12 protein-coding genes are annotated in these 18,493 nt (G+C 68.2%); 1 reads left to right on the plus strand and 11 read right to left on the minus strand.

What is annotated here, in order from left to right; all coding sequences use genetic code 11:
- The first annotated feature begins 49 nt into the window (after positions 1-49).
- Positions 50-2,905 (plus strand): SpoIIE family protein phosphatase, encoded by a 2,856-nt coding sequence (locus tag ADK36_RS05120; RefSeq protein ID WP_078916305.1) that lies wholly within the window; start codon positions 50-52, stop codon positions 2,903-2,905.
- Between the two features lie 106 nt (positions 2,906-3,011).
- On the opposite strand, the gene ADK36_RS05125 is transcribed toward ADK36_RS05120, so the two are convergent.
- The 11 genes from ADK36_RS05125 to ADK36_RS05175 form a co-directional block, all read right to left on the minus strand.
- Positions 3,012-6,548 (minus strand): indolepyruvate ferredoxin oxidoreductase family protein, encoded by a 3,537-nt coding sequence (locus tag ADK36_RS05125; RefSeq protein WP_053196523.1) that lies wholly within the window; start codon positions 6,546-6,548, stop codon positions 3,012-3,014.
- Positions 6,549-6,761: 213 nt separating this feature from the next.
- Complete coding sequence (locus tag ADK36_RS05130; protein ID WP_234329677.1) at positions 6,762-7,376, minus strand: TetR/AcrR family transcriptional regulator; 615 nt, start codon at positions 7,374-7,376, stop codon at positions 6,762-6,764.
- 8 nt (positions 7,377-7,384) lie between these two features.
- Positions 7,385-8,035 carry an RraA family protein gene (locus ADK36_RS05135; RefSeq protein ID WP_053196525.1) on the minus strand — a complete coding sequence of 217 codons (651 nt, stop codon included), beginning with the start codon at positions 8,033-8,035 and terminating at the stop codon, positions 7,385-7,387.
- On the minus strand, positions 8,032-10,503 hold the full coding sequence (locus ADK36_RS05140) for a glycoside hydrolase family 2 TIM barrel-domain containing protein (protein WP_053196528.1): 2,472 nt from the start codon (positions 10,501-10,503) through the stop codon (positions 8,032-8,034). The genes ADK36_RS05135 and ADK36_RS05140 overlap by 4 nt, the downstream gene beginning before the upstream one ends.
- A gap of 33 nt (positions 10,504-10,536) precedes the next feature.
- Complete coding sequence (locus ADK36_RS05145) at positions 10,537-11,856, minus strand: MFS transporter (RefSeq protein WP_053196530.1); 1,320 nt, start codon at positions 11,854-11,856, stop codon at positions 10,537-10,539.
- Positions 11,857-11,937: 81 nt separating this feature from the next.
- Entirely contained in the window at positions 11,938-13,032 is a 1,095-nt protein-coding gene (locus tag ADK36_RS05150; RefSeq protein WP_048582512.1) for a Gfo/Idh/MocA family protein, read from the minus strand.
- Positions 13,029-13,769, minus strand: coding sequence for a sugar phosphate isomerase/epimerase family protein (locus tag ADK36_RS05155; RefSeq protein ID WP_048582511.1), 741 nt, complete (start codon positions 13,767-13,769; stop codon positions 13,029-13,031). Before ADK36_RS05155 ends, ADK36_RS05150 begins: the two co-directional genes overlap by 4 nt.
- Positions 13,766-14,794 carry an alpha/beta hydrolase gene (locus ADK36_RS05160; RefSeq protein WP_078916307.1) on the minus strand — a complete coding sequence of 343 codons (1,029 nt, stop codon included), beginning with the start codon at positions 14,792-14,794 and terminating at the stop codon, positions 13,766-13,768. The genes ADK36_RS05155 and ADK36_RS05160 overlap by 4 nt, the downstream gene beginning before the upstream one ends.
- A gap of 115 nt (positions 14,795-14,909) precedes the next feature.
- Complete coding sequence (locus ADK36_RS05165) at positions 14,910-15,803, minus strand: carbohydrate ABC transporter permease (protein ID WP_048582509.1); 894 nt, start codon at positions 15,801-15,803, stop codon at positions 14,910-14,912.
- Positions 15,800-16,750, minus strand: coding sequence for a carbohydrate ABC transporter permease (locus ADK36_RS05170; RefSeq protein WP_048582508.1), 951 nt, complete (start codon positions 16,748-16,750; stop codon positions 15,800-15,802). The genes ADK36_RS05165 and ADK36_RS05170 overlap by 4 nt, the downstream gene beginning before the upstream one ends.
- 219 nt (positions 16,751-16,969) lie before the next feature.
- Positions 16,970-18,274, minus strand: coding sequence for an ABC transporter substrate-binding protein (locus ADK36_RS05175; protein WP_063776872.1), 1,305 nt, complete (start codon positions 18,272-18,274; stop codon positions 16,970-16,972).
- Between the last annotated feature and the right edge of the window lie 219 nt (positions 18,275-18,493).

Here is an 18,493-nt window from a genome sequence, read left to right on the forward strand (position 1 = left end):
CCTGCCGGGGCGGGTGTCTCAGGGTGCTGAACGGTGTTAATAATTGACCATGAAGGGACGTTTCAGGCGAAACCGGCGCCCATCGGGCCGTCTGTTCGCCACCCCCTCAGAAGATGATCGAACCGCCGGTTCCAGATCCGGTCTGCGCTCTCTGTTGAACCTGCGCAGTGCGGCCGGCCAGGTCTTCGTTCTCCAGGTCGTGATCGTCGTGCTCCTGGTCGCCGCCGCGGTGACCGCGCTGGTGCTCGATGCCGAGCGCGACAGCTGGAGGGATGCCCGGCGCCAGTCGTTGACGGCGGCCGAAACGTTCGCCAACGCTCCGGGTACGGCCGAGGCATTGATGAGCAAGGACCCGACAGCTGTGCTGCAGCCACGCACGGAGGCTGCCCGGAAGAGATCAGGCGTCGACTTCATCGTCGTGACGAACACGAAAGGCATCCGGTACACCCACCCGGACCCTTCCCTGATCGGCAAGAAGTTCGTCGGCAACATCCAGCCCTCCCTGGCCGGCCGCGTCACCATCGAGCGCATCGAGGGGAGGCTCCACGGGGCGCGGGTGCAGGCCGTTCAGGCAGTGGTCCCGGTGACCACCCCTGACGGCTCGGTCGTGGGCCTGGTCGGTGCCGGCCTCAGGCGCCCCCGTGTGGTCGGCACGGTCGACGAGCAGCTGCCGATCATGCTCGGCGCCGGCGCTGCCGCGCTCGCGGTGTCCGCCGCCGGAACGGCTCTGGTGTCGCGCCGCCTGCTGCGGCAGACCCACGGCTTGGGCCCGGCGGAAATGACGCGGATGTACGAGCACCACGACACGGTGCTGCACGCGGTGCGGGAGGGCGTGCTGATCATCGATGCCCGGAGACGGTTGCTCCTGGCCAATGACGAAGCGCGACGTCTGCTGGACCTCCCGGACGATGTGGAGCGCCGGCAGGTGGAGGAACTGGGACTGAGCGAGGAAACGGCACGGCTGCTCGCCTCGACGGAGCCGCTCACGGATGCCGTGCACCTGGCGGCCGACCGGCTGCTGTTGGTGAACAGACGGCCCACGGCCCCGCCCGGCGGCCAGACGGGCAGCGTCGTGACGCTGCGGGACACCACGGAACTGGCGGCCGTGACCGGGCGGGCGGAGATGGCGCGGGAGCGGCTGAAGCTGCTCTACGACGCGGGGGTGCGGTTGAGTACGACGCTGGACGTCGCGGGCACCGCGCGGCAACTGTCGGAGGTAGTGGTGCCGGGGTTCGCCGATGGAGCCACTGTGGATCTCTTGGACATGGTGATGAGCGGGCAGGAACCGGCGCGGGAGACCGGGCAGGCGATGCGGCACGTGGCCGTCAGCGGCAGCCGGGAAGTCTCCGCTCTGTTCCCGGTGGGTGATCTGGTCACCAGGGCGATGCCGCCGCCGACGCGGATACCGGCAACGGGGCGAGCGGAACCGGACAGCGATCTTTCCGCGGCGCATCAGCGGCAGGAGCAAGGTCCCTATGGGACGCGGAAGGCGTTGGACCACGGATTGCACTCACTGGTGACGGCACCGCTACAGGCCCGCGGCGTGGTGTTGGGGTGCGTCAATTTCTTCCGCACCGGTGAATCACCGCCGTTCGACGAAGACGACGTGTCCTTCGCGGAGGAGCTGGCCGCCCGGGCGGCGGTGGCCATCGACAACGCCCGCCGGTTCACGCGAGAACACACGCTGGCCGTCACACTTCAGCGCAGCCTGCTGCCGCGAGGCCTGCCGGAGCAGAACGCCCTGGAAGTGGCCTGGCGGTACCTGCCCGCGCAGGCAGGGGTAGGCGGGGACTGGTTCGACGTCATCCCTCTGCCGGGAGCTCGCGTGGCGCTGGTCGTCGGCGACGTCGTCGGTCACGGCTTGCACGCGGCAGCAACCATGGGCCGACTGCGTACCGCCGTGCACAACTTCTCCGCCCTGGACCTCTCCCCGGACGAACTCCTGGCCCACCTGGATGATCTGGTCACCCGCATTGACAACGAGGAGGCCACGGACAGAGATCCGGAGGACACGGAACACAAGGGAGTGACAGGGGCGACCTGCCTGTACGCGATCTACGATCCGGTCACGGGACATTGCACGATCGCGAGAGCCGGACACCCGGGTCCAGCGGTGGTCCGGCCGGACGGAAGCGTCATGTATCCGGAGGTGCCAGTCTCCCCGCCACTCGGCCTGAGCGGACACCCCTTCGAAACCGCTGACCTCTGGTTGCCCGAGAACTCACGCCTGGTGCTGTACACCGACGGGCTGATCGAGGGCCGGCACCGGAACATTGACACGGGACTCGGCTTGCTTCACCGAAGCCTCGTCGCAGCGGCGGGAGGAACCCCGGAGGAGATCTGCCAGGCCGTGGTAGACACAGCGCTGCTCCCACACGCGTCCGACGATGTCGCGCTCCTGGTGGCGCGTACCCGGCTGCTCCCGCCCTCGAGGGTGGCGGAGTGGGATGTGCCCTCGGATCCGGCGGCGGTGGCGCCTGTGCGTGCGGAATGCGGAGCGCGGTTGCGGGCATGGGGGTTGGAGGAGATCGGGTTCGCCACGGAGCTGATCCTCAGCGAGCTGATCACGAACGCCATCCGCCATGGAAGACCGCCGGTCAAGGTCCGGCTGCTCCATGACCGCGGTCTCATCTGCGAGGTCTCCGACGCCAGCAGCACGTCGCCGCATCTACGGCGAGCGGCGACGACCGACGAAGGCGGACGAGGGCTGTACCTGGTAGCCCAGTTCGCGCAGCGGTGGGGCACGCGCTATACGCCGAGAGGCAAGGTCATCTGGTCCGAACAGCTTCCTCATGACAACTCCGCCGCTGCCGACGACACCATGTCCGACACGCTCGCCGACGTTCTCCTCAGCCAGTTCGATGATGCCGGAGACGACGACAGGTCCCGGCCCGCAGGAGGGTGACCTGACGCGGCACCACGGACAGCGGCGTCGTGGCGCGCCGCTGCCCAGCCGGAGTCCGACCGGCGCGCCTGAGACCCGGCGCCACGAACACCCCTCGCCGTGGTGGCTAGACCCCTGAGTTCAGCGGGCCCCGTCCGGATTCGGCCGTGGCCGTATTCGCCCGCAACTCGTCCAGCAGTCGCGCCTGGTCGGCACGGTAGCGTTCGATCGCCGCGAGTTTCACACCCTCGTATCCGCGGACGGCGTCGGGAAGTTCCGCGAGTCGGCGCACCTCGGACAGGTTCCCCTCGTGCAAGAGCGCGACCGACGACTCGATCGACTCGCGGTACTCCTCGATGAGTTCACGCTCCAGCCGTCGCATGTGCTGGACCCCGAACACATCCAGGCGGGTCCCACGAACCCGTCGCATCGCCCGCAGCAGCACGAGGACCGGGCGGAACCAGCTCCCGAGAGCGAGCTTCCTCTTCATGCCGGCGGCGCGCAGAACGGGCGGGTGCAGCCGGTAGGAACGCCGGCTCGCACTGCCGAATGCCGCAGTGATGTGGTCGTCCACGACAGGGTCGAGGGCGAGCCGCGCGACCTCGTACTCGTCCTTGTACGCCATGAGCTTGTGGAGATGGCGGGCGACAGCCTCGGTCAGCTCGGTCGAGCCGCTGACGGCAGCACGCTCCTCGTCCACCACGGCCCGGACGAAGTCGACGTAGGTGCGGGCGTAGCGGTGGTTCTGATAGTCGATGAGGTCGGCCACGCGCACGCCGAGGAGGCGGTGCAACTCCGATTCCTCGTCACGGGTGACCATGGCGACGAGCTCGGCGGTTCCGGCGGGAAGCCGCGGTTCAGCCTTCGGGAGCGACGGACCGGCCAGCGCGGCACGCAGGGCCTCCGGGTCGGCGACCGTCTGGCGGCCTCGCCTGAAGGCCTGCACGTTCCGCTCGACGAAGACTCCGTTCAGGGCGATGGCCTCCTCCACGGCCGAGGCCGACATGGGCAGGAGCCCGGTCTGGTACGCGGCCCCGACCAGCATCATGTTGGCGTACTGCTCGTCGTCGAAGAGCTGCGTGGCCAGTGCACGGGAGTCGAGAGCGACGATCTGGCGCGTCGCGTCGGCGACGGCATGGCGTACGACGTCGGGAGCCGGGAAGCTGACGGCGGTGTCGACCACCATCTGCCCGGTGGGAATCTCGGCCGTGGTCATGACGGCGACCGTGTGGTCCGACGAGGCGACGGAGAGGTGCTTCGGGTCGGTTGCCACGAGCGGGTCGCATGCGAGGTAGAGGTCGCAGCGTCCTCCGGCGATCTTGCCGCCTTGCTCGACCACATCCTTGGTGATCTTGACGTCGGAGACGACCGCGCCGCCCTTCTGGGCGAGACCCGTCTGGTCGAGGCTGCGGGCGTGGAGGCCGTCGAGGACCGCCGCGGTCGCCAGCACCTGCGAGATGGTGATGATGCCCGTTCCGCCGACGCCGGTGATCCGCATGCCGAAGGAGCCGGTGCCGGGTGCGCGGGCCGGCTCGGCGACGTCGGTGGCCTCAAGGGCGGGAATGGCTGCCCGCTTCGGCCTGCCGGCGGGCGTGATGGTCATGAAGGCCGGGCAGTCGCCGTCGAGGCACGAGTAGTCCAGGTTGCACGAGGACTGGTCGATCCTGGTCTTGCGGCCGAACTCGGTGGGGACCGGGTGAACCGACAGACAGTTGGACTTGCGACCGCAGTCGCCGCAGCCCTCGCAGATGCGCTCGTTGATCCAGACACGCGTCGTCGGGGTCTCGGCCTTGCCGCGTCGCCGGGCGCGCCGCTTCTCGGCGGCGCACTCCTGGTCGTGGATGAGGACCGTGACGCCGGGAGTGGCCTTCAGCTCCGCCAACGCATCCTCGATGCCGCCTCGTTCGAGGACCTTCACCGCCTTCGGCAACCGCGCCCGGGCGACGCGTCCCGTGTCCTCCGTCGTGATGATCACCTTGGCCACGCCTTCGTCGAGGAGCGTGGCGGCGAGCCGGTCGACCGGCAGGGCACCCACGGCGTCCTGACCCCCCGTCATGGCGACCGTCCCGTTGTAGAGCAGCTTGAAGGTGACGTTCACACCCGCGGCGACGGCCGCACGGACGGCCAGGCTGCCCGAGTGCATGTAGGTGCCGTCGCCGATGTTCTGCACGAAGTGGTCGTCGTCGACGAACGGCTCCATGCCGATCCACTGAGCTCCTTCCCCGCCCATCTGGGTCATGCCGACGACGGTGCCGACCTGTTCGGGGTCCATGAACACGACCATCGAGTGGCAGCCGATGCCGGCACCGACCAGCGAGTCCCCGCCCGCGGTGGTCGAGGTGTTGTGCGGACACCCCGAGCAGTAGTAGGGGCTGCGGTCCAGGAGGGGGAGCGACAGCGCGGTGCGAGGCCTGGGCCGCTGCCGCCAGGCGCGGGCGGCTTCGATGCCCAGTGCGGCGAAAACCCTGGACAGCCCGGTGGCGATGCTGTCCGCGTCGAGCTCTCCCGAGCGACTGAACAACGACCGCCCGTCCTGGTCCTGCTTGCCGTGGACGGCCGGTGCGCCGGGGCGGCCGTAGAGGATCTCCTTGACCGCGGTCTCGAGGAACGGCCGCTTCTCCTCGACGACGACCACCTGGTCGAGACCGTCCGCGAACTCGCGTACCGCATCGCGTTCGAGGGGGAAGACCATTCCGAGCTTGAGGATCCTGATGCCGTACCGTGCGAGGTCCTCGTCGGTGAGACCGATGATGCGCAGGGCCTCGCGGACGTCGAGATAGGTCTTGCCGGACGTCAGGATGCCGAGCCTGTCCGACGGGCCGCGCTGCACCAGGCGGTTGAGGCCGTTGAGGCGCGCGTACTCGACGGCGCGAGGGAGCCGGACATCGTGCAGGCTGCGTTCGAGCGCCATGAGATTTGCGCCCAGGAGCATCGAGCTCGGCTGGTGCGTGCTGCGGCCCGCGTCACCCTCCATGACCGAGATCCGATCGCGCCCCACGACGGCCGTGGACGCCGCGTCCGCCACCGCGGTGGTGATCTTCAGGCCCGACCACAGTCCGCTGAACCGCGAGAGGAACTGCGCGTGGAACCCGAAGTCGAGGACGTCCTGCGCATCGGCCGGGTACAGCGTCGGTATCGCCAGGTCCGCGAGCGTCGCCTCGCTGGCACACGGCACGCTGGAGGACTTGGCACCCGGATCGTCACCGACCAGCGCGACGGCGCCACCGGTGGGGTCGGTGCCCACCAGGTTCGCGTGACGCAGGGCGTCGGAGGCGCGGTCGAGGCCGGGAGACTTGCCGTACCAGACGCCCACCACACCGTCACGGCGGGACCTGCCGGTCTGGCCTACCAACTGGCTGCCCATGACGGCGGTAGCGGCAAGCTCCTCGTTCAGCCCGGGCTTGTGGACGACGTCGTACTCGTCCAACAACACCCCGTGCCGGGCCAATTCGATGTCGTACCCGGCGAGCGGGGAGCCCTCGTACCCCGATACGAACGTCGCGGTGTCAAGCCCGTTCGACCGGTCGCGCCTCGACCGGTCGAGGAGAACACGGACGAGAGCCTGGACCCCGGAGAGGTGCACGACGCCGTCCTCACGGCGATAGCGATCGTCCAGGCGGAAGCGTCGGCCGGTCGGTTCCGTCGGTGTGATGGATGAAGTCATCGTCCTCTTCCTGACAACAATCTGGGCCCGGTGTTGGTCCCGTCCGCGCTGCTTCGTATGGACAGATGGCGTTGGAGTATCCGCTTGCGAAGAACCAGGTGACAAGAGCGGACGAAAATGGTGGGCCATTGGCCCAGTCATGGACGGCTCAGGGCCCCACCGGCAGGGCGGTTGGCCGTCAGCCGGGGTGTTCGCCCACCGATCTCTCGACGATCACGGGGATTCGGTGAGCTGTGCAGTCGCCCAGCCGAGCAGTGCGCCGCGGAACGCCGACACCAGCCGGTGGGTGATCTGAGCGGGTGGCAGCCCGAGTGTGTCGCGCAGATCGAAGATCTCCCGGGGATCGAAGAGAACGTTCCACAGGAAGGCGGCCTCGTCGTCGACACCCGCGAGTTCGCTGACGCCGAGGATCACGACGAGTTCGCGGATGGGCCGGGCCAGGGCCTCGGCCTGGCCTTCCAGATACGGCTCATCGGCCTTGTAGCGCGCGAGGAACCCCTCCGGCGACCGCCGGTGCACCAGCGCCGCACCTTCGGCGAGGATGAGATCCACCCAGTAGCCACTCACACTCTCGAGGAGGGCGAGGCCGCGGCTCGGCTGCTGGAGACTGTAGTCGCGGAACTTGCCCCCGATGTCGCGCCGGTAGGCGCTGAGCGCCTCGTCCGCGGACTCGAAGTGCCGGTAGGCGGTGGCGACCGAGACGTCTGCCTGACGGGCGATGTCGGCGAGGCTGATCGGTTGCTCGGAACGCTCGAAGAGTTCCGCGGCGGCCTGGATCAGCTTGGCGTTGTTCAACTGCTGGTCCCTGCGCATGCGCGTCCTTCCCATGCGCACCCTCATTTCGTGGGTGCCTGTTTGGCCTGCGACCGCATGGCCTGCTCGGATTCAGCGATGCGCGCCAGATCGGCGGCGATGTCGCGTGCCTTGCCGAGGGGCACGGCGACGATGCCGTCGGAATCCGCCGCGATGATGTCACCAGGGGTGATGACCACACCCCCGATGGCGACGGGTGTGCCCAGGGCTCCGGGACCGTTCTTCCACGGCCCGGCCGGAGTGACCGTGCGCGACCACACCGGGAAGCCCTGCTGCCTGATCTCGTCGCGGTCCCTGACCGCCCCGTCGACGATCGCCCCTACGGCACCCCGCGACGAGAAGTACTGGGCGAGGATGTCACCCATCACCGCCCGGCCCGGATAGCCGAATCCGTTGATGACGAGGAAGTCGCCCGGTTCGATGTGGGCTACGGCGTCGATCACCGCCAGGTCGTCTCCGGCCACCGTGAGGACGGTCAGGGCGCTGCCCACCGCACGGCAGCCGTCCCAAATGGGGGTGATGCCACCGTCGGGCATGCCCAGGCGGCCGAGCGCGTCGCCGATGTTCGCGACCGAGTGCCGCCGGAACTCCGCGAGCAACTCGCTGTCAGGGCGCTGCCACGCCGGGCCCACCTCGATGTTGGGCGAGCCGGCCGATGTCGGCGAGTAGGTCATTTCTGTCGTTCTCCTGTCCGGTGCTGTGTGGGTGCCGGGACGGCGTCGATCTCGACGGTGGCGTCCGGGAGTCCGAGTGCTCGTGCCGTGACGGTGATCTGCCCCGGTTCCCCGGTCGCCCGGACGATCGCCAGGGCGCGGCCCCGGAACGATGTGGCGGAGTCGTCGAGGAAGCTCTCCTCGGTGGCCGGGGCTCCCGTGCCGAATCCTTGGAGGACCCCGGGGCCGTCGACCGCGACCGTGATCTCCGTGTCCCGGTTCGGATGGAGAACGCCGTCGTCGTCCACGAGGGAGATGTCGATGTGGGCCAACCGCTGGCGATCGGCTGGGAGTTCGGTGCGGTCCGTCTCGAGGCGCAGGCGTGTGGGCTCTCCGGCGGTGCGCAGCGCCGAGCGTCCCACCTCCGTTCCGTCGCGGTACGCCACGACCTCCAGGATTCCGGGCTCGTAGGGCACCTCGGCCTCGGCGACGAAGTCCCGCTCGGCCCCGACGGGCACGGTCGCGACGGTGACGCCGTTGAGGTGGAACGCGACCTCCTCTGCCGCCGCATACGCCTCGAGGTGGAGAGGCGAACCGAGGGGGACGTCGAAGGTCCAGCTGGGGGAGACATCGCTCCAGGTCCACGCCCTGGGCTGGATGACGTAACCGTCTTCGCGGGGGCGGCGCACGGCGAGGTAGGGCTTCTGGGTGAGCCCGTAGACGATCTCGCGGTAGTACGAGACCGGGTGACGCTGTCCGGTGATGTCGATGTCCCCGCACTCGGCGGTGAGCCATGGGTAGGGAGCGCGGTGGACCTGCTGGTCCTCGGGGTAGACGTGCCGGCCGGTTCCGACCTCACCGAGGAAGTCCCATGCGGTCCAGGTGAAGTCGCCGATGACATGGGAGTTCTCGGTGACGAGCTTCCACAGACGGTCGATCTTCGTGGGGAACGTCTCCGATCCCACGACCACCCGGTTGGGGTGCGCCTCCTTGTCCAGGACATAGCGGCTCTCGCCGTAGTTGAGCCCCACGACGTCGAGCACGGAGGCGGGTTCGGCGAGCCGCTCCCCGACCACCGGCGAGGCCATCAGGGCATCGATCAGATGCGTCACCTGACCCAGGTAGTCGTTGAGCCCTCGGACAGGCGCGGCGTCCTGGCCCAGTTCGGCCTTGAGCGCGGGGATCTTGTCGCGGGCGATGTACATGCCCTGCAGCGCGTGGGTGACCAGGCGGGTGGGGTCCTGCGCGCGGACCCGGTCGGCGATGCGGCGGCCCATGCGCGTACCGTGCGGGGTTCCGGCTTCGATGATCTCGTTGCCGATCGAGTACATGATCACGCTCGGGTGGTTGACGTCCTTCGCGACCAGCGCGTCGACGTCCCGTTCCCACCACTGGGGGAATCGGCGCGAGTAGTCGTCACCGGACTTGGCGACCGTCCACATGTCGAACAGCTCGTCCATGACGAGCATGCCCAGACGGTCGCACGCGTCGAGCAGGGCGACGCTCATCGGGTTGTGCGCGGAGCGCACGGCGTTGAACCCCGCGGCCTTGAGCATCCGCACCCGCCGTTCGGCGGCGTCGGCGAACTCCGCGGCGCCGAGGATGCCGTTGTCATGGTGGACCGCACCACCGCGGAGCTTGACCGTCTCACCGTTGACACGCAGGCCGCGGACGGGATCGGCGGTGACCGTACGGATACCGAAGTGCGTGCGTGCCTCGTCGAGTTGGCCGCTGTCGTCGAAGAGGCGTACGGACGCGTCGTAGAGGTGGGGTGAGTCGACGCTCCACAACGACGGTCGTTGGACGTACACCCGTTGATGGGTGGTGAAGGTGTCACCCGCCAGGAGCGTGACCCGGGAGCGGTCGGAGGCCACGACCGTGCCCGTGGCGTCCCGGATCTCCAGAAGCACCTCCACCAGGCGGGTCGAGAGGTCCTCGTTGGTGATCTCGCTCGACGCGACGACCGTGGCGAGATCGGCGTCGATGTCCGGTGTGGTCACGCGCAGGCCGGTCGGAGTGACGTGGACGAGGTCACCGACCAGGAGGTGGACGGGACGGTGGATGCCGCCTCCGGAGTACCAGCGGGAGTCCTGGTACGCCTGTGCGTCGACCCGGATCGTGTTGACCTGGCTGTACTTCAGATAGGGGTCCGCGCGGACGTGGAAACGGGAGTATCCGTTGGCCCACTGCCCGGCGAGAGCACCGTTGAGGTAGACCATCGCGTCGCGGTACACCCCTTCGAACTCGAAGGTGATCCGCTTCGTCGTCCAGTGGGCCGGAACGTCGAACTGCTTCTCGTAGGTCCACTTTCCGTCACGGAAGTAGCCCGTCTGGGGTCCGCCGGAGTTCTCGGCGGACCGTCCTCCTCCCAACATCGCGTCGTGCGGCAGGGTGACCTGTTCCTCGCCGGCACCGGCGACCACGATCGCCTCGTGAACGGATACGAGGGGTCCGACGCGCCAGGCGTCGTTGAACGGGATGCGGATCATCGAACTTCCTTGCTCGGTCTTGAGGCTTGCCGGCTACCGGACGCCGCGCAGCAGCAGCGTGACGGCGGCTCCGATCAGGGAGAACAGCGCGGCGAAGAGATACATCGACGTGTAGTTGGGCGTTGACTGCGAGGCGCCGACCGACAGCAGGGCCGGCGCCAGCGTGGGCGCGAGCGTCGAGGGGATGTTGGAGGACAGGTTGTACACGCTCATTCCCTTGGCCGCTTCGCGATGGTCGTCGGGGAGGAGGGCCGCCACCAGGGCGTAGTCGACGCTGAGGTACAGGCCCTGTCCGAGTCCTGCGATACCGACGCCGATGACGAAGTGGGTGACGGAGGTGGAGCAGGCGATGATCACCATCGCGACCACGAAGATGAGGGAGGCGACGAAGACGAAGGGCTTCCTGCGACCGACCCGGTCGGAGAGCCAGCCGCCGCAGATGCTCGTGAAGGACAGAGTGAGGGCGAGGGTGAACATCGAGGCGGTGAGAACGGGGGCCACGTTGTCCGTCGTGTAGCCGAGGTGGTCGATCAGAAAGTACGTCTTGTACGTCACCAGGAGCTGCAGCCCGAGCCAGCACGAGGCGCGACCGAGCCAGGCCAGCGCGAAGTTGGGGTGCTTGCGCGGGCTGATCCACAGGGAGGTCGCGAGGTCCTTGAACGAGATGTCCCCGACCTCGGCACGCGTCCTGGGAGCCTCCTTCAGCAGGAGGAGGAATGGGAGGACGAGGAGGGTCCCGAGGACCGCCGGGATGACGAACATCAGCGAGCCGTGCGTACCCACCACCTGGACGAGGATCGCGCCGAACACGATGCCCACCTGGCTGGTCACACCCATGAAGCCGGACGTCCTGCCCCGCATCTCCTGGGGCACTCGCTCGGGAAGGATGGCCATGACCGCCGCTATCGCTGCACCGAACGCGAGTTGCGTGATGACCCAGCCGAGGCCGACGAAGAAGACGTTGGGGGCAAATCCGATCCCGAAGATGGCCGCCACGCCGATGAAGAACCCGGCCAGAATGAACGGACGCCGCTGACCGAACCGCGACGTCGACCGGTCGCTGAGCGTGCCGAAGACCGGTGTGCCCACCATCGCGGCGAGAGCGCCCGCGCTGGACACGATCGCGAGCGTGGATGCCTTGTTCTCGGGATCCAGCTGGCCGACTCTCAGTGACAGCGTCACGCCGGACGGCGTCAGAAGCGCCACCCAGATGCCGATCTGAGCCAGCACATACCGGGTGACGAAGGCGGGACCGACCTTCTGACCGGTGATCTGCTTGTTGCGAGTCGGGGCGTCCGCTTCCGCGATATCGGCGCTCTCGGCCGTGACGGCGGAGTTCGGGAGAACGTTCATGTGTGGCCTAACAGGAGAGGCGGCGCCTGGCCGGCAGGGGCCCGGGCGCGGGCCGACCGGCCGGAAGCCGCCGGGAGCGGTCTAGAGGGTCGCGGCCGTGGGGTCCCAGCTCTCGTCCAGAGGAGCGGGCGAGGCCGCGGTGGATTCGATCGTCACCGGCGTCCCCGCTCGTGCCGCCTCCCTGATGGCGAGGAGCACGTCGAGCACGTGGTAGGCGAGAGCGCCGGACGCGCGTTCCGGAACCTCGGCGCGGATCGAGCGGGCGAGCTCCAGGACCCCCACTCCTCGGCCCCATGTGGACCCCACAGCGGGCACGTCTTGCGCCGGGGCGTGGAAGGGGGCGAACGTGCCCGTTCCTTCGAATCGGTTGGGGTCGGGCACCACGAGTGAGGCCTCCGTGCCGTGGAGTTCGAGGAGGTCCCGGCGGATGCCCGAGTCGAAGCTCGTGAGGAGCGTCGCCCGCGCGCCGGAGGCGAACTCGAGAAGCGCCATGTGCTGAGTCGGTACGCGCACGTCGAACTCGGTTCCGGCGCACTCACCGACGAGGACTCGCCTGACGGCACGTGCGGTTGAGGAGACGGCACTCACACGGTGGACAGCTCCGAGGGTCTGCACCAGCGCCGTCACGTGATACGGCCCCATGTCCAGCAGCGGACCCCCACCGTCGTCGAAGTAGAAGGCGGGATTCGGGTGGGTGCCTTCCGGACCCGGGGCCTGCATGATCGCCAACGCGCTCTTCGGTTCGCCTATGCGGCCCGCGAGGACCGCCCGCTGTGCCGTCTGCAGGGCACCACCGAGGAACGTGTCGGGCGCGCAGGCCACGCGAAGTCCTCGCCGAGCGGCCTTGTCCAGTAGCAGTCGGGCGTCGCGGCGGCTGGTGGCCAGGGGCTTCTCGCTCCACACGTGCTTGCCGCTCACCAGGATGCGGGCCGACACGTCGAAGTGGGCGGCGGGGACGGTGAGGTTCAGCACGATCTGAATGTCCTCGCTGCCCAGGAGCTCGTGCAGGAGCATGGGCCGCAGTCCGAACTCCTGCGCGCGAACACGGGCACGCGCGGGGTCGAGGTCCGCTACGGCCAGTACGTTCAGATCAGGGAATCGCGTCATGTTCTCGAGGTAGTACCTGCTGATGACGCCGGCGCCGATGACACCGACCCCCACGCGCTTCGAGCTCACCGGTCGACCTCCAGGAGATAACGCAGGCTCTGCTGCACGGCATCGAACGTGTCGCCCGCGTAGCCGTCCAGTTCAACGATGCGGACCGCCTCCGGCGCCGCCTTCAGGATGTCCGCCACCGGCATCGCACCCTGGCCGACCGGCTGCTGCTCCGCGAGGGTCGTGGTGTACGGGCCGTCCTTGACGTGCAGGAACTTCACGCGCGCACCGAGCCGCGAGATCAACTCCACGGCGGAAGCGCCACCGACCTCGGCCCAGAAGGTGTCGAGTTCCAAAACGATGTCCTCGTCGAGGGCCGCTGCGAAGACTTCGAGGCCGGTGTGGCCGTCGAAGTCCTGCCGGACCTCGTGATCATGGTTGTGGTAGCCGATGGTGACGCCCTCGTCACGGGCGAGCCTCGCGACGGAGTTCAAACTCGCGGCCGCCGCTTCGATGTCCGCTCGTGTGGTCCAGCGCCGGGCGATGATGTGCGGTTCGATGAGCGTGCCGATGCCGAGCTCCGCTGCCGCGTGGACGGCTGCGCGAGCGTTCCCGTCGACGAGGCTCGCGTGGGCGCTGAGCGGGCGCAGTCGGTTCTCGGCGAGCGCGCGCCGGTACTCGTCGCGGTACTGCTCGAACCTCCACAGTTCCACGTTCTCGAATCCCATCGAGGCGACGCGCTTCAGTGTCCCGCCGAGGTCCGTCGTGATGCCGTCACGCAACGTATAGAGCTGAACTGAGTACAAGCTGTCGGTCATTCGCTTTCCTCGTCCCTTGCAGGCCTCTCGTCATCGGCACCCGGAAGAACGCCGCACGCAGCGCGTGAGGGCCGGGCATGGACCACCGTCTCGGCCAGCACCGCGAGCCCGTGGTCCACCGGTTCAAGCGACGCGGGCAGGCTCAGGAAGCCGTGAAGTAGGCCGGGGACCGTGACATGCCGGACGGGAACGCGGGCCTTCGCGAGGGCGGCCGCGAAGGCCTCACTGGAGGCGCGCAGACCGTCGTACTCAGCGTCGAGCAACAGGGTGGGGCAGAGTCCACCCAGGACGCCGTCGGCCGGCATAGCGTAGCCGTGCGGATCCGCGGCGTCGCCCAGGTAGTTGGCGGTCATCACGGTCACGTCCTCAGCCAGGACCTGCACCATCCGCGGCAACTTCGCCAGTGCCTCGGCCAGCTCCGCCGAAAGGGCCGGCAGGGCCGGGTGCATGACCGAGTAGGCCAGTACCAGGGCGACGGGCAGCCAGCCGTCGTCGTCCCGCAGGCGCAGCACGGCTCCGGCGGCGAGGTTCGCTCCGGCGCTTGCTCCTCCCACGGTGATCCGGTCGGGATCGATCCCGAGCACGGCGGAACTGTCGCGCACCCATCGCACAGCCGCTACGACGTCGTCGTGCGGCACGGGATACGCGACGCCGCCGACGGCCAGCCGGTAGTCCACGCTCACGACCACGGCGTCGGCCCTGACGCACACCTCGCGCGCGGTCCAGTCGGCCTCGGTGCTGTCGAGATCACCCGAGACCCATCCGCCGCCGTGCACCCAGACCAGAGCGGGACGCGGCGATTGCGGTGCGGACGGTGGCGGCTGGTAGATGCGGACCGGCACCGGCCCGTGCGCACCGGGAGCGCGCTCGTGACGGGTGGGCGTGGACGGCAGGGTGGCTGAGGGTTCCCAGGTCCGGTATTCCCGCAGGCGTGGCTGCAGGGCGGGGTCGCCGAGCGTCTGGCGCCAAGACGGGAAGCCCTCGATCAGGCTCAGCCGGGCAAGGATGCTGGCGTGCAGGGTCATCAGGTCAGGGCTCCCGGTGCGAAAGGGGAAGGTGATCGACGCGCGCGTCAGCGAGAGCGTGGCGACGTGTTTCGAACGGGCTCCGAGGCGGGCTGTCATGCCGTACGGTCTGCGTCTACTTCACGCTTCCCGCGGCCAGTCCGGAGCGCCAGAACCGCTGCAGGACGAGAAACGCGACGATCAACGGGATCACCGAGAGGAACGCGCCGGTGATGGTGACGTTGTAAGGGATCCCCTGGTTCACCCCTTCCCGCCAGTTGGCCAGCCCGACGGTGACGGGCTGGAGCTCATCGCTGTTGAGCATGAGCAGCGGCAGCAGGTAGTTGTTCCAGATGCTGACGAACTGGAACAGGAAGATGGTGACCAGCGCGGGCGACATGATCGGCATGGCGACCCGCCAGAAGATCCGGGCCTCGCCGGCACCGTCGAGCCGGGCGGCCTCCAGCAGTTCGTCCGGTACCGACGCCCCGGCGTAGATGCGCGACAGGTAGACCCCGAACGGGCTGACGACGCTGGGGAGGAAGACGGCCCAGTAGGTGTTGACGAGGTGGACCTGGCTGAACATCAGGTACAGGGGCAGCGCGAACATGACGTCCGGGATCAGTACGGCACCGAGGATGACGTTGAACGTCAGGTCGCGGCCGCGGAAAGCGTATTTGGACAGCGCGTACCCGGCCATGGCCGACAGCGTCGTGCTCACCGCGGCGCCGCCGATGCTGTAGAGGGCGCTGTTCAGAAGCCACCGTGCGAAGATGCCGTCCTGTTCCTGGAAGACGTCACGGATGTTGGTCCACAGGTCGAAGTGGGAGAACCACAGTCCGTTCGTCGTGAACAGGTAGCCGCTGTTCTTCGTCGCGGTGACCAGCAGCCACCAGACCGGGATGAGGGTGTACAGGGCGAAGAGCGCCATGACCGCGAACACGCCTGCCCGGCCGGTCAGCGACGACGTACGCGGTCGCCGGGGAGGACCGGCTGCGGCACGTGCTGCTGCTGGAGTGACAGTCGTCATGCGAAGGTGCCCTTCCGCTGGGTGAACTTGAGGAAGCCGAACGACAGCACGAAGGTCAGCAGGGCGAGAATGACCGACTGGGTGGCCGCGTAGTTGTAGTTGTTGACGTCCGCCGACTGCTGTGTGGCCAGGATCGGCGTGTAGGTGGGGGAGACGGTCGGGGCGACCTGACTCAGAACCGCGGGCTCGTTGAACAGCTGGGCGGTGCCGATGATGGAGAACACCGTGGTGAGGATCAGCGCCGGCCGAACCGCGGGGATCTTCACGTGCCAAGCCACGCGCCAACCGGAGCAGCCGTCCATCACCGCGGCCTCGGTGAGTTCGCCCGGGATCGCCTGCAACGCCGAGTAGATGATCAGCATGTTGAAGCCGGTCCACGCCCAGGTCATCATGTTGCCGATCGAGGCGAGCACCAGGTGGTCGGACAGGAAGTTCACTTCGAGCCCGACGTGCCGCAACACGGCGGTGAACGGGCTGACGCTCGGTGCGTACAGGAAGGACCACATGATCGCCGCGATCACGCCCGGCAGTGCGTAGGGCATGAAGTAGATCTGCCGGAAGGCCTTCTTGAACACGGCGGCGCGCGAGTCCAGGAGCAGCGCCAGAAGGAGCGCCATCCCCAGCATCACCGGAACCTGCACGATGCCGAGGGTGAACACCCGCAGGAACGACGACATGAAGCGGCTGTCGTGCAGGGCTGTCACATAGTTGTCGAGACCGGCGAAGACGGTCGTCGAGGGCCCCAGTCCCAGGCCGCTGCGGTTCGTCCTGAAGAAGCTCTGGTACACCGCGTAGCAGATCGGTGCGAGCAACATGGCGGTGAACAGCAGCCCGAAGGGGGCCAGGAAGAGGACGGCGGAACGAGTGTGCCGACGTCCTGCGGCACGTTGTGCGGTCGAGCCCGCGCCGGGGCGGGCGAACTCGGCGCCAGGTGTGTCTGTCGCCATGGCTGCTCCCTAGATCCGTGATGTGGTCCGCGTCCCGAAGCCACGGGCCGTGCGGACTCATCGGGGCTGGTGATGGTCAAGATGCGGCATACGGCGGCGGCAGGGGCCGGGGCGCGCCGCCCCTTCGGGACATACGGGGCGGTGCAGGACCGCGGCGCGGGGGCCCGGCAGGCCGGGGAGGGGTGCCGGGCCCCCGGGTGTCGCTTCACCGCGTGCGCGTCAGTTCCCGACGCTCAGCCCCTGGCCCTTCATGGTGGCGACGGTGCTGCCCTGGACGGAGGTCACGGCATCCGGGATCGTGCCCTGCCCGGCTCCGGCCTTCTTGAGCCCGTCCTTCATGTCGGACTGGACCTGGCTCATCGTCGGGCCCCACACCCAGCCGGTGCTCGTGTTCGCGGCCGCCGTCTTGAACACGTCGTAGATGTTCTGTCCGCCGAAGTACTCCGACGGCTGGTCCACGGCAGGCAGCTTCTGTCCGCTCGTCGAGGCCGGGTAGATGCCCGTGTCCTTGATCAGGTTCGTGACACTGTCGCTGTCGGTGCTCATCCAGGTCGCGAATTCCGTGGCTTCCTTGGAGTGTTCGCACCCCTTGAGGACCACGGTCGCCGAGCCGCCGCGGTTGCCGGCGGCCTGCTGCCCGTCGGTCCACTGCGGCATGGGCGCCACGGCCCACTTGCCGGACAGCTCGGGCAGGTTCTTGGAGATCAGCGGTGCCGCCCACACGGCGCTGACCAGTGACAGCAGCTGCCCGTCCTGCACCTTCTTGAACCAGGCGGTGTCCAGCATCGGCTCGCTGGTGACCAGCTTCTTGTCCAGCAGGCCCTGCCAGTACTGTGCGACCTTGCTCGTCTGCGGGTTGTCGATGGTTACCTGCCACCGGTCGTCGGCGGTACCGAACCACTTGCCTCCGGCCTGCCAGGTCAGCGCCCCCAGGTCATAGGCGTCCTGCGGCGTGGTCGTGAGGTAGGCCGAAGGATCGGCGGTGTGCACCTTCTTCGCCGCCGCGGCGAAGTCGTCCCAGGTCTTCGGGGGCGAGATCTTGTACTTCTTGAAGAGGTCCGTGCGGTAGTACAGCGCCATCGGGCCGGTGTCGACCGGGATGCCGAACACACGGTCGCCGACGCTGGACATCTGCCAGGTCCACGGAACGAACTTGTCCTTGCTGGCGTCGGCGTACTCGGAGATGTCCTCCAACGCGCCGGTGGCGATGAAGTTCGACAGGGTGTCGTAGCCCACCTGACCGAGACAGGGTGCGTTGCCGGCCTTGACCGCATTCTGCATCTTGGCGTAGCCGCCGATGCTGCCCGCGGGGATCTGGCTGTACTTCACCTTGATGTCAGGGTGGGACTCGTTCCACAAAGCCACGGGCTTGTCGAGGCCGACCGCCGATCCCCAGAACTCCACCGTCACCGCCTTACCGTCGGCTCCGGAATCGCCCGAGTCGCCTGAACCACAGGCACTGAGCGTGACGAGCGAGGCGACGGCCAGCGTGACCCCAACCCTTCTGACCCACCGTGAAGTCATGGAAACTCCTTCCGCCGGCCGTCCTTCGCGGGGAGCGTGCCGGTTGATCTGCGAGCAAGGTGTCGCGCACGGAGTCGTTCCGGGCAGTGGGGCCCTCAACAGGGTGCCGTCCGAGGTCCGACGCGCTTGGATGTGACCGAGAGGGCTCGCAGCAAAGTGCGAAGCTCCTCTCAGTTGCGTTGACTATGAGACTCGGTGGGCCGCCTGTCAATACTTTCT

This window comes from Streptomyces viridochromogenes (genome assembly GCF_001270495.1).
GTDB classification, from domain to species: Bacteria; Actinomycetota; Actinomycetes; order Streptomycetales; family Streptomycetaceae; genus Streptomyces; species Streptomyces viridochromogenes_A.

Coding starts and splice junctions, on each gene's coding strand:
- ADK36_RS05140 (WP_053196528.1), bottom strand. CDS start 10,503: ATGATCCGCATCCCGTTCAACGACGCCTGGCGCGTCGGACCCCTCGTA.
- ADK36_RS05130 (WP_234329677.1), bottom strand. CDS start 7,376: ATGGGAAGGACGCGCATGCGCAGGGACCAGCAGTTGAACAACGCCAAG.
- ADK36_RS05135 (WP_053196525.1), bottom strand. CDS start 8,035: ATGACCTACTCGCCGACATCGGCCGGCTCGCCCAACATCGAGGTGGGC.
- ADK36_RS05160 (WP_078916307.1), bottom strand. CDS start 14,794: ATGACCCTGCACGCCAGCATCCTTGCCCGGCTGAGCCTGATCGAGGGC.
- ADK36_RS05170 (WP_048582508.1), bottom strand. CDS start 16,750: ATGGCGACAGACACACCTGGCGCCGAGTTCGCCCGCCCCGGCGCGGGC.
- ADK36_RS05125 (WP_053196523.1), bottom strand. CDS start 6,548: ATGACTTCATCCATCACACCGACGGAACCGACCGGCCGACGCTTCCGC.
- ADK36_RS05165 (WP_048582509.1), bottom strand. CDS start 15,803: ATGACGACTGTCACTCCAGCAGCAGCACGTGCCGCAGCCGGTCCTCCC.
- ADK36_RS05145 (WP_053196530.1), bottom strand. CDS start 11,856: ATGAACGTTCTCCCGAACTCCGCCGTCACGGCCGAGAGCGCCGATATC.
- ADK36_RS05175 (WP_063776872.1), bottom strand. CDS start 18,274: ATGACTTCACGGTGGGTCAGAAGGGTTGGGGTCACGCTGGCCGTCGCC.
- ADK36_RS05120 (WP_078916305.1), top strand. CDS start 50: ATGAAGGGACGTTTCAGGCGAAACCGGCGCCCATCGGGCCGTCTGTTC.
- ADK36_RS05155 (WP_048582511.1), bottom strand. CDS start 13,769: ATGACCGACAGCTTGTACTCAGTTCAGCTCTATACGTTGCGTGACGGC.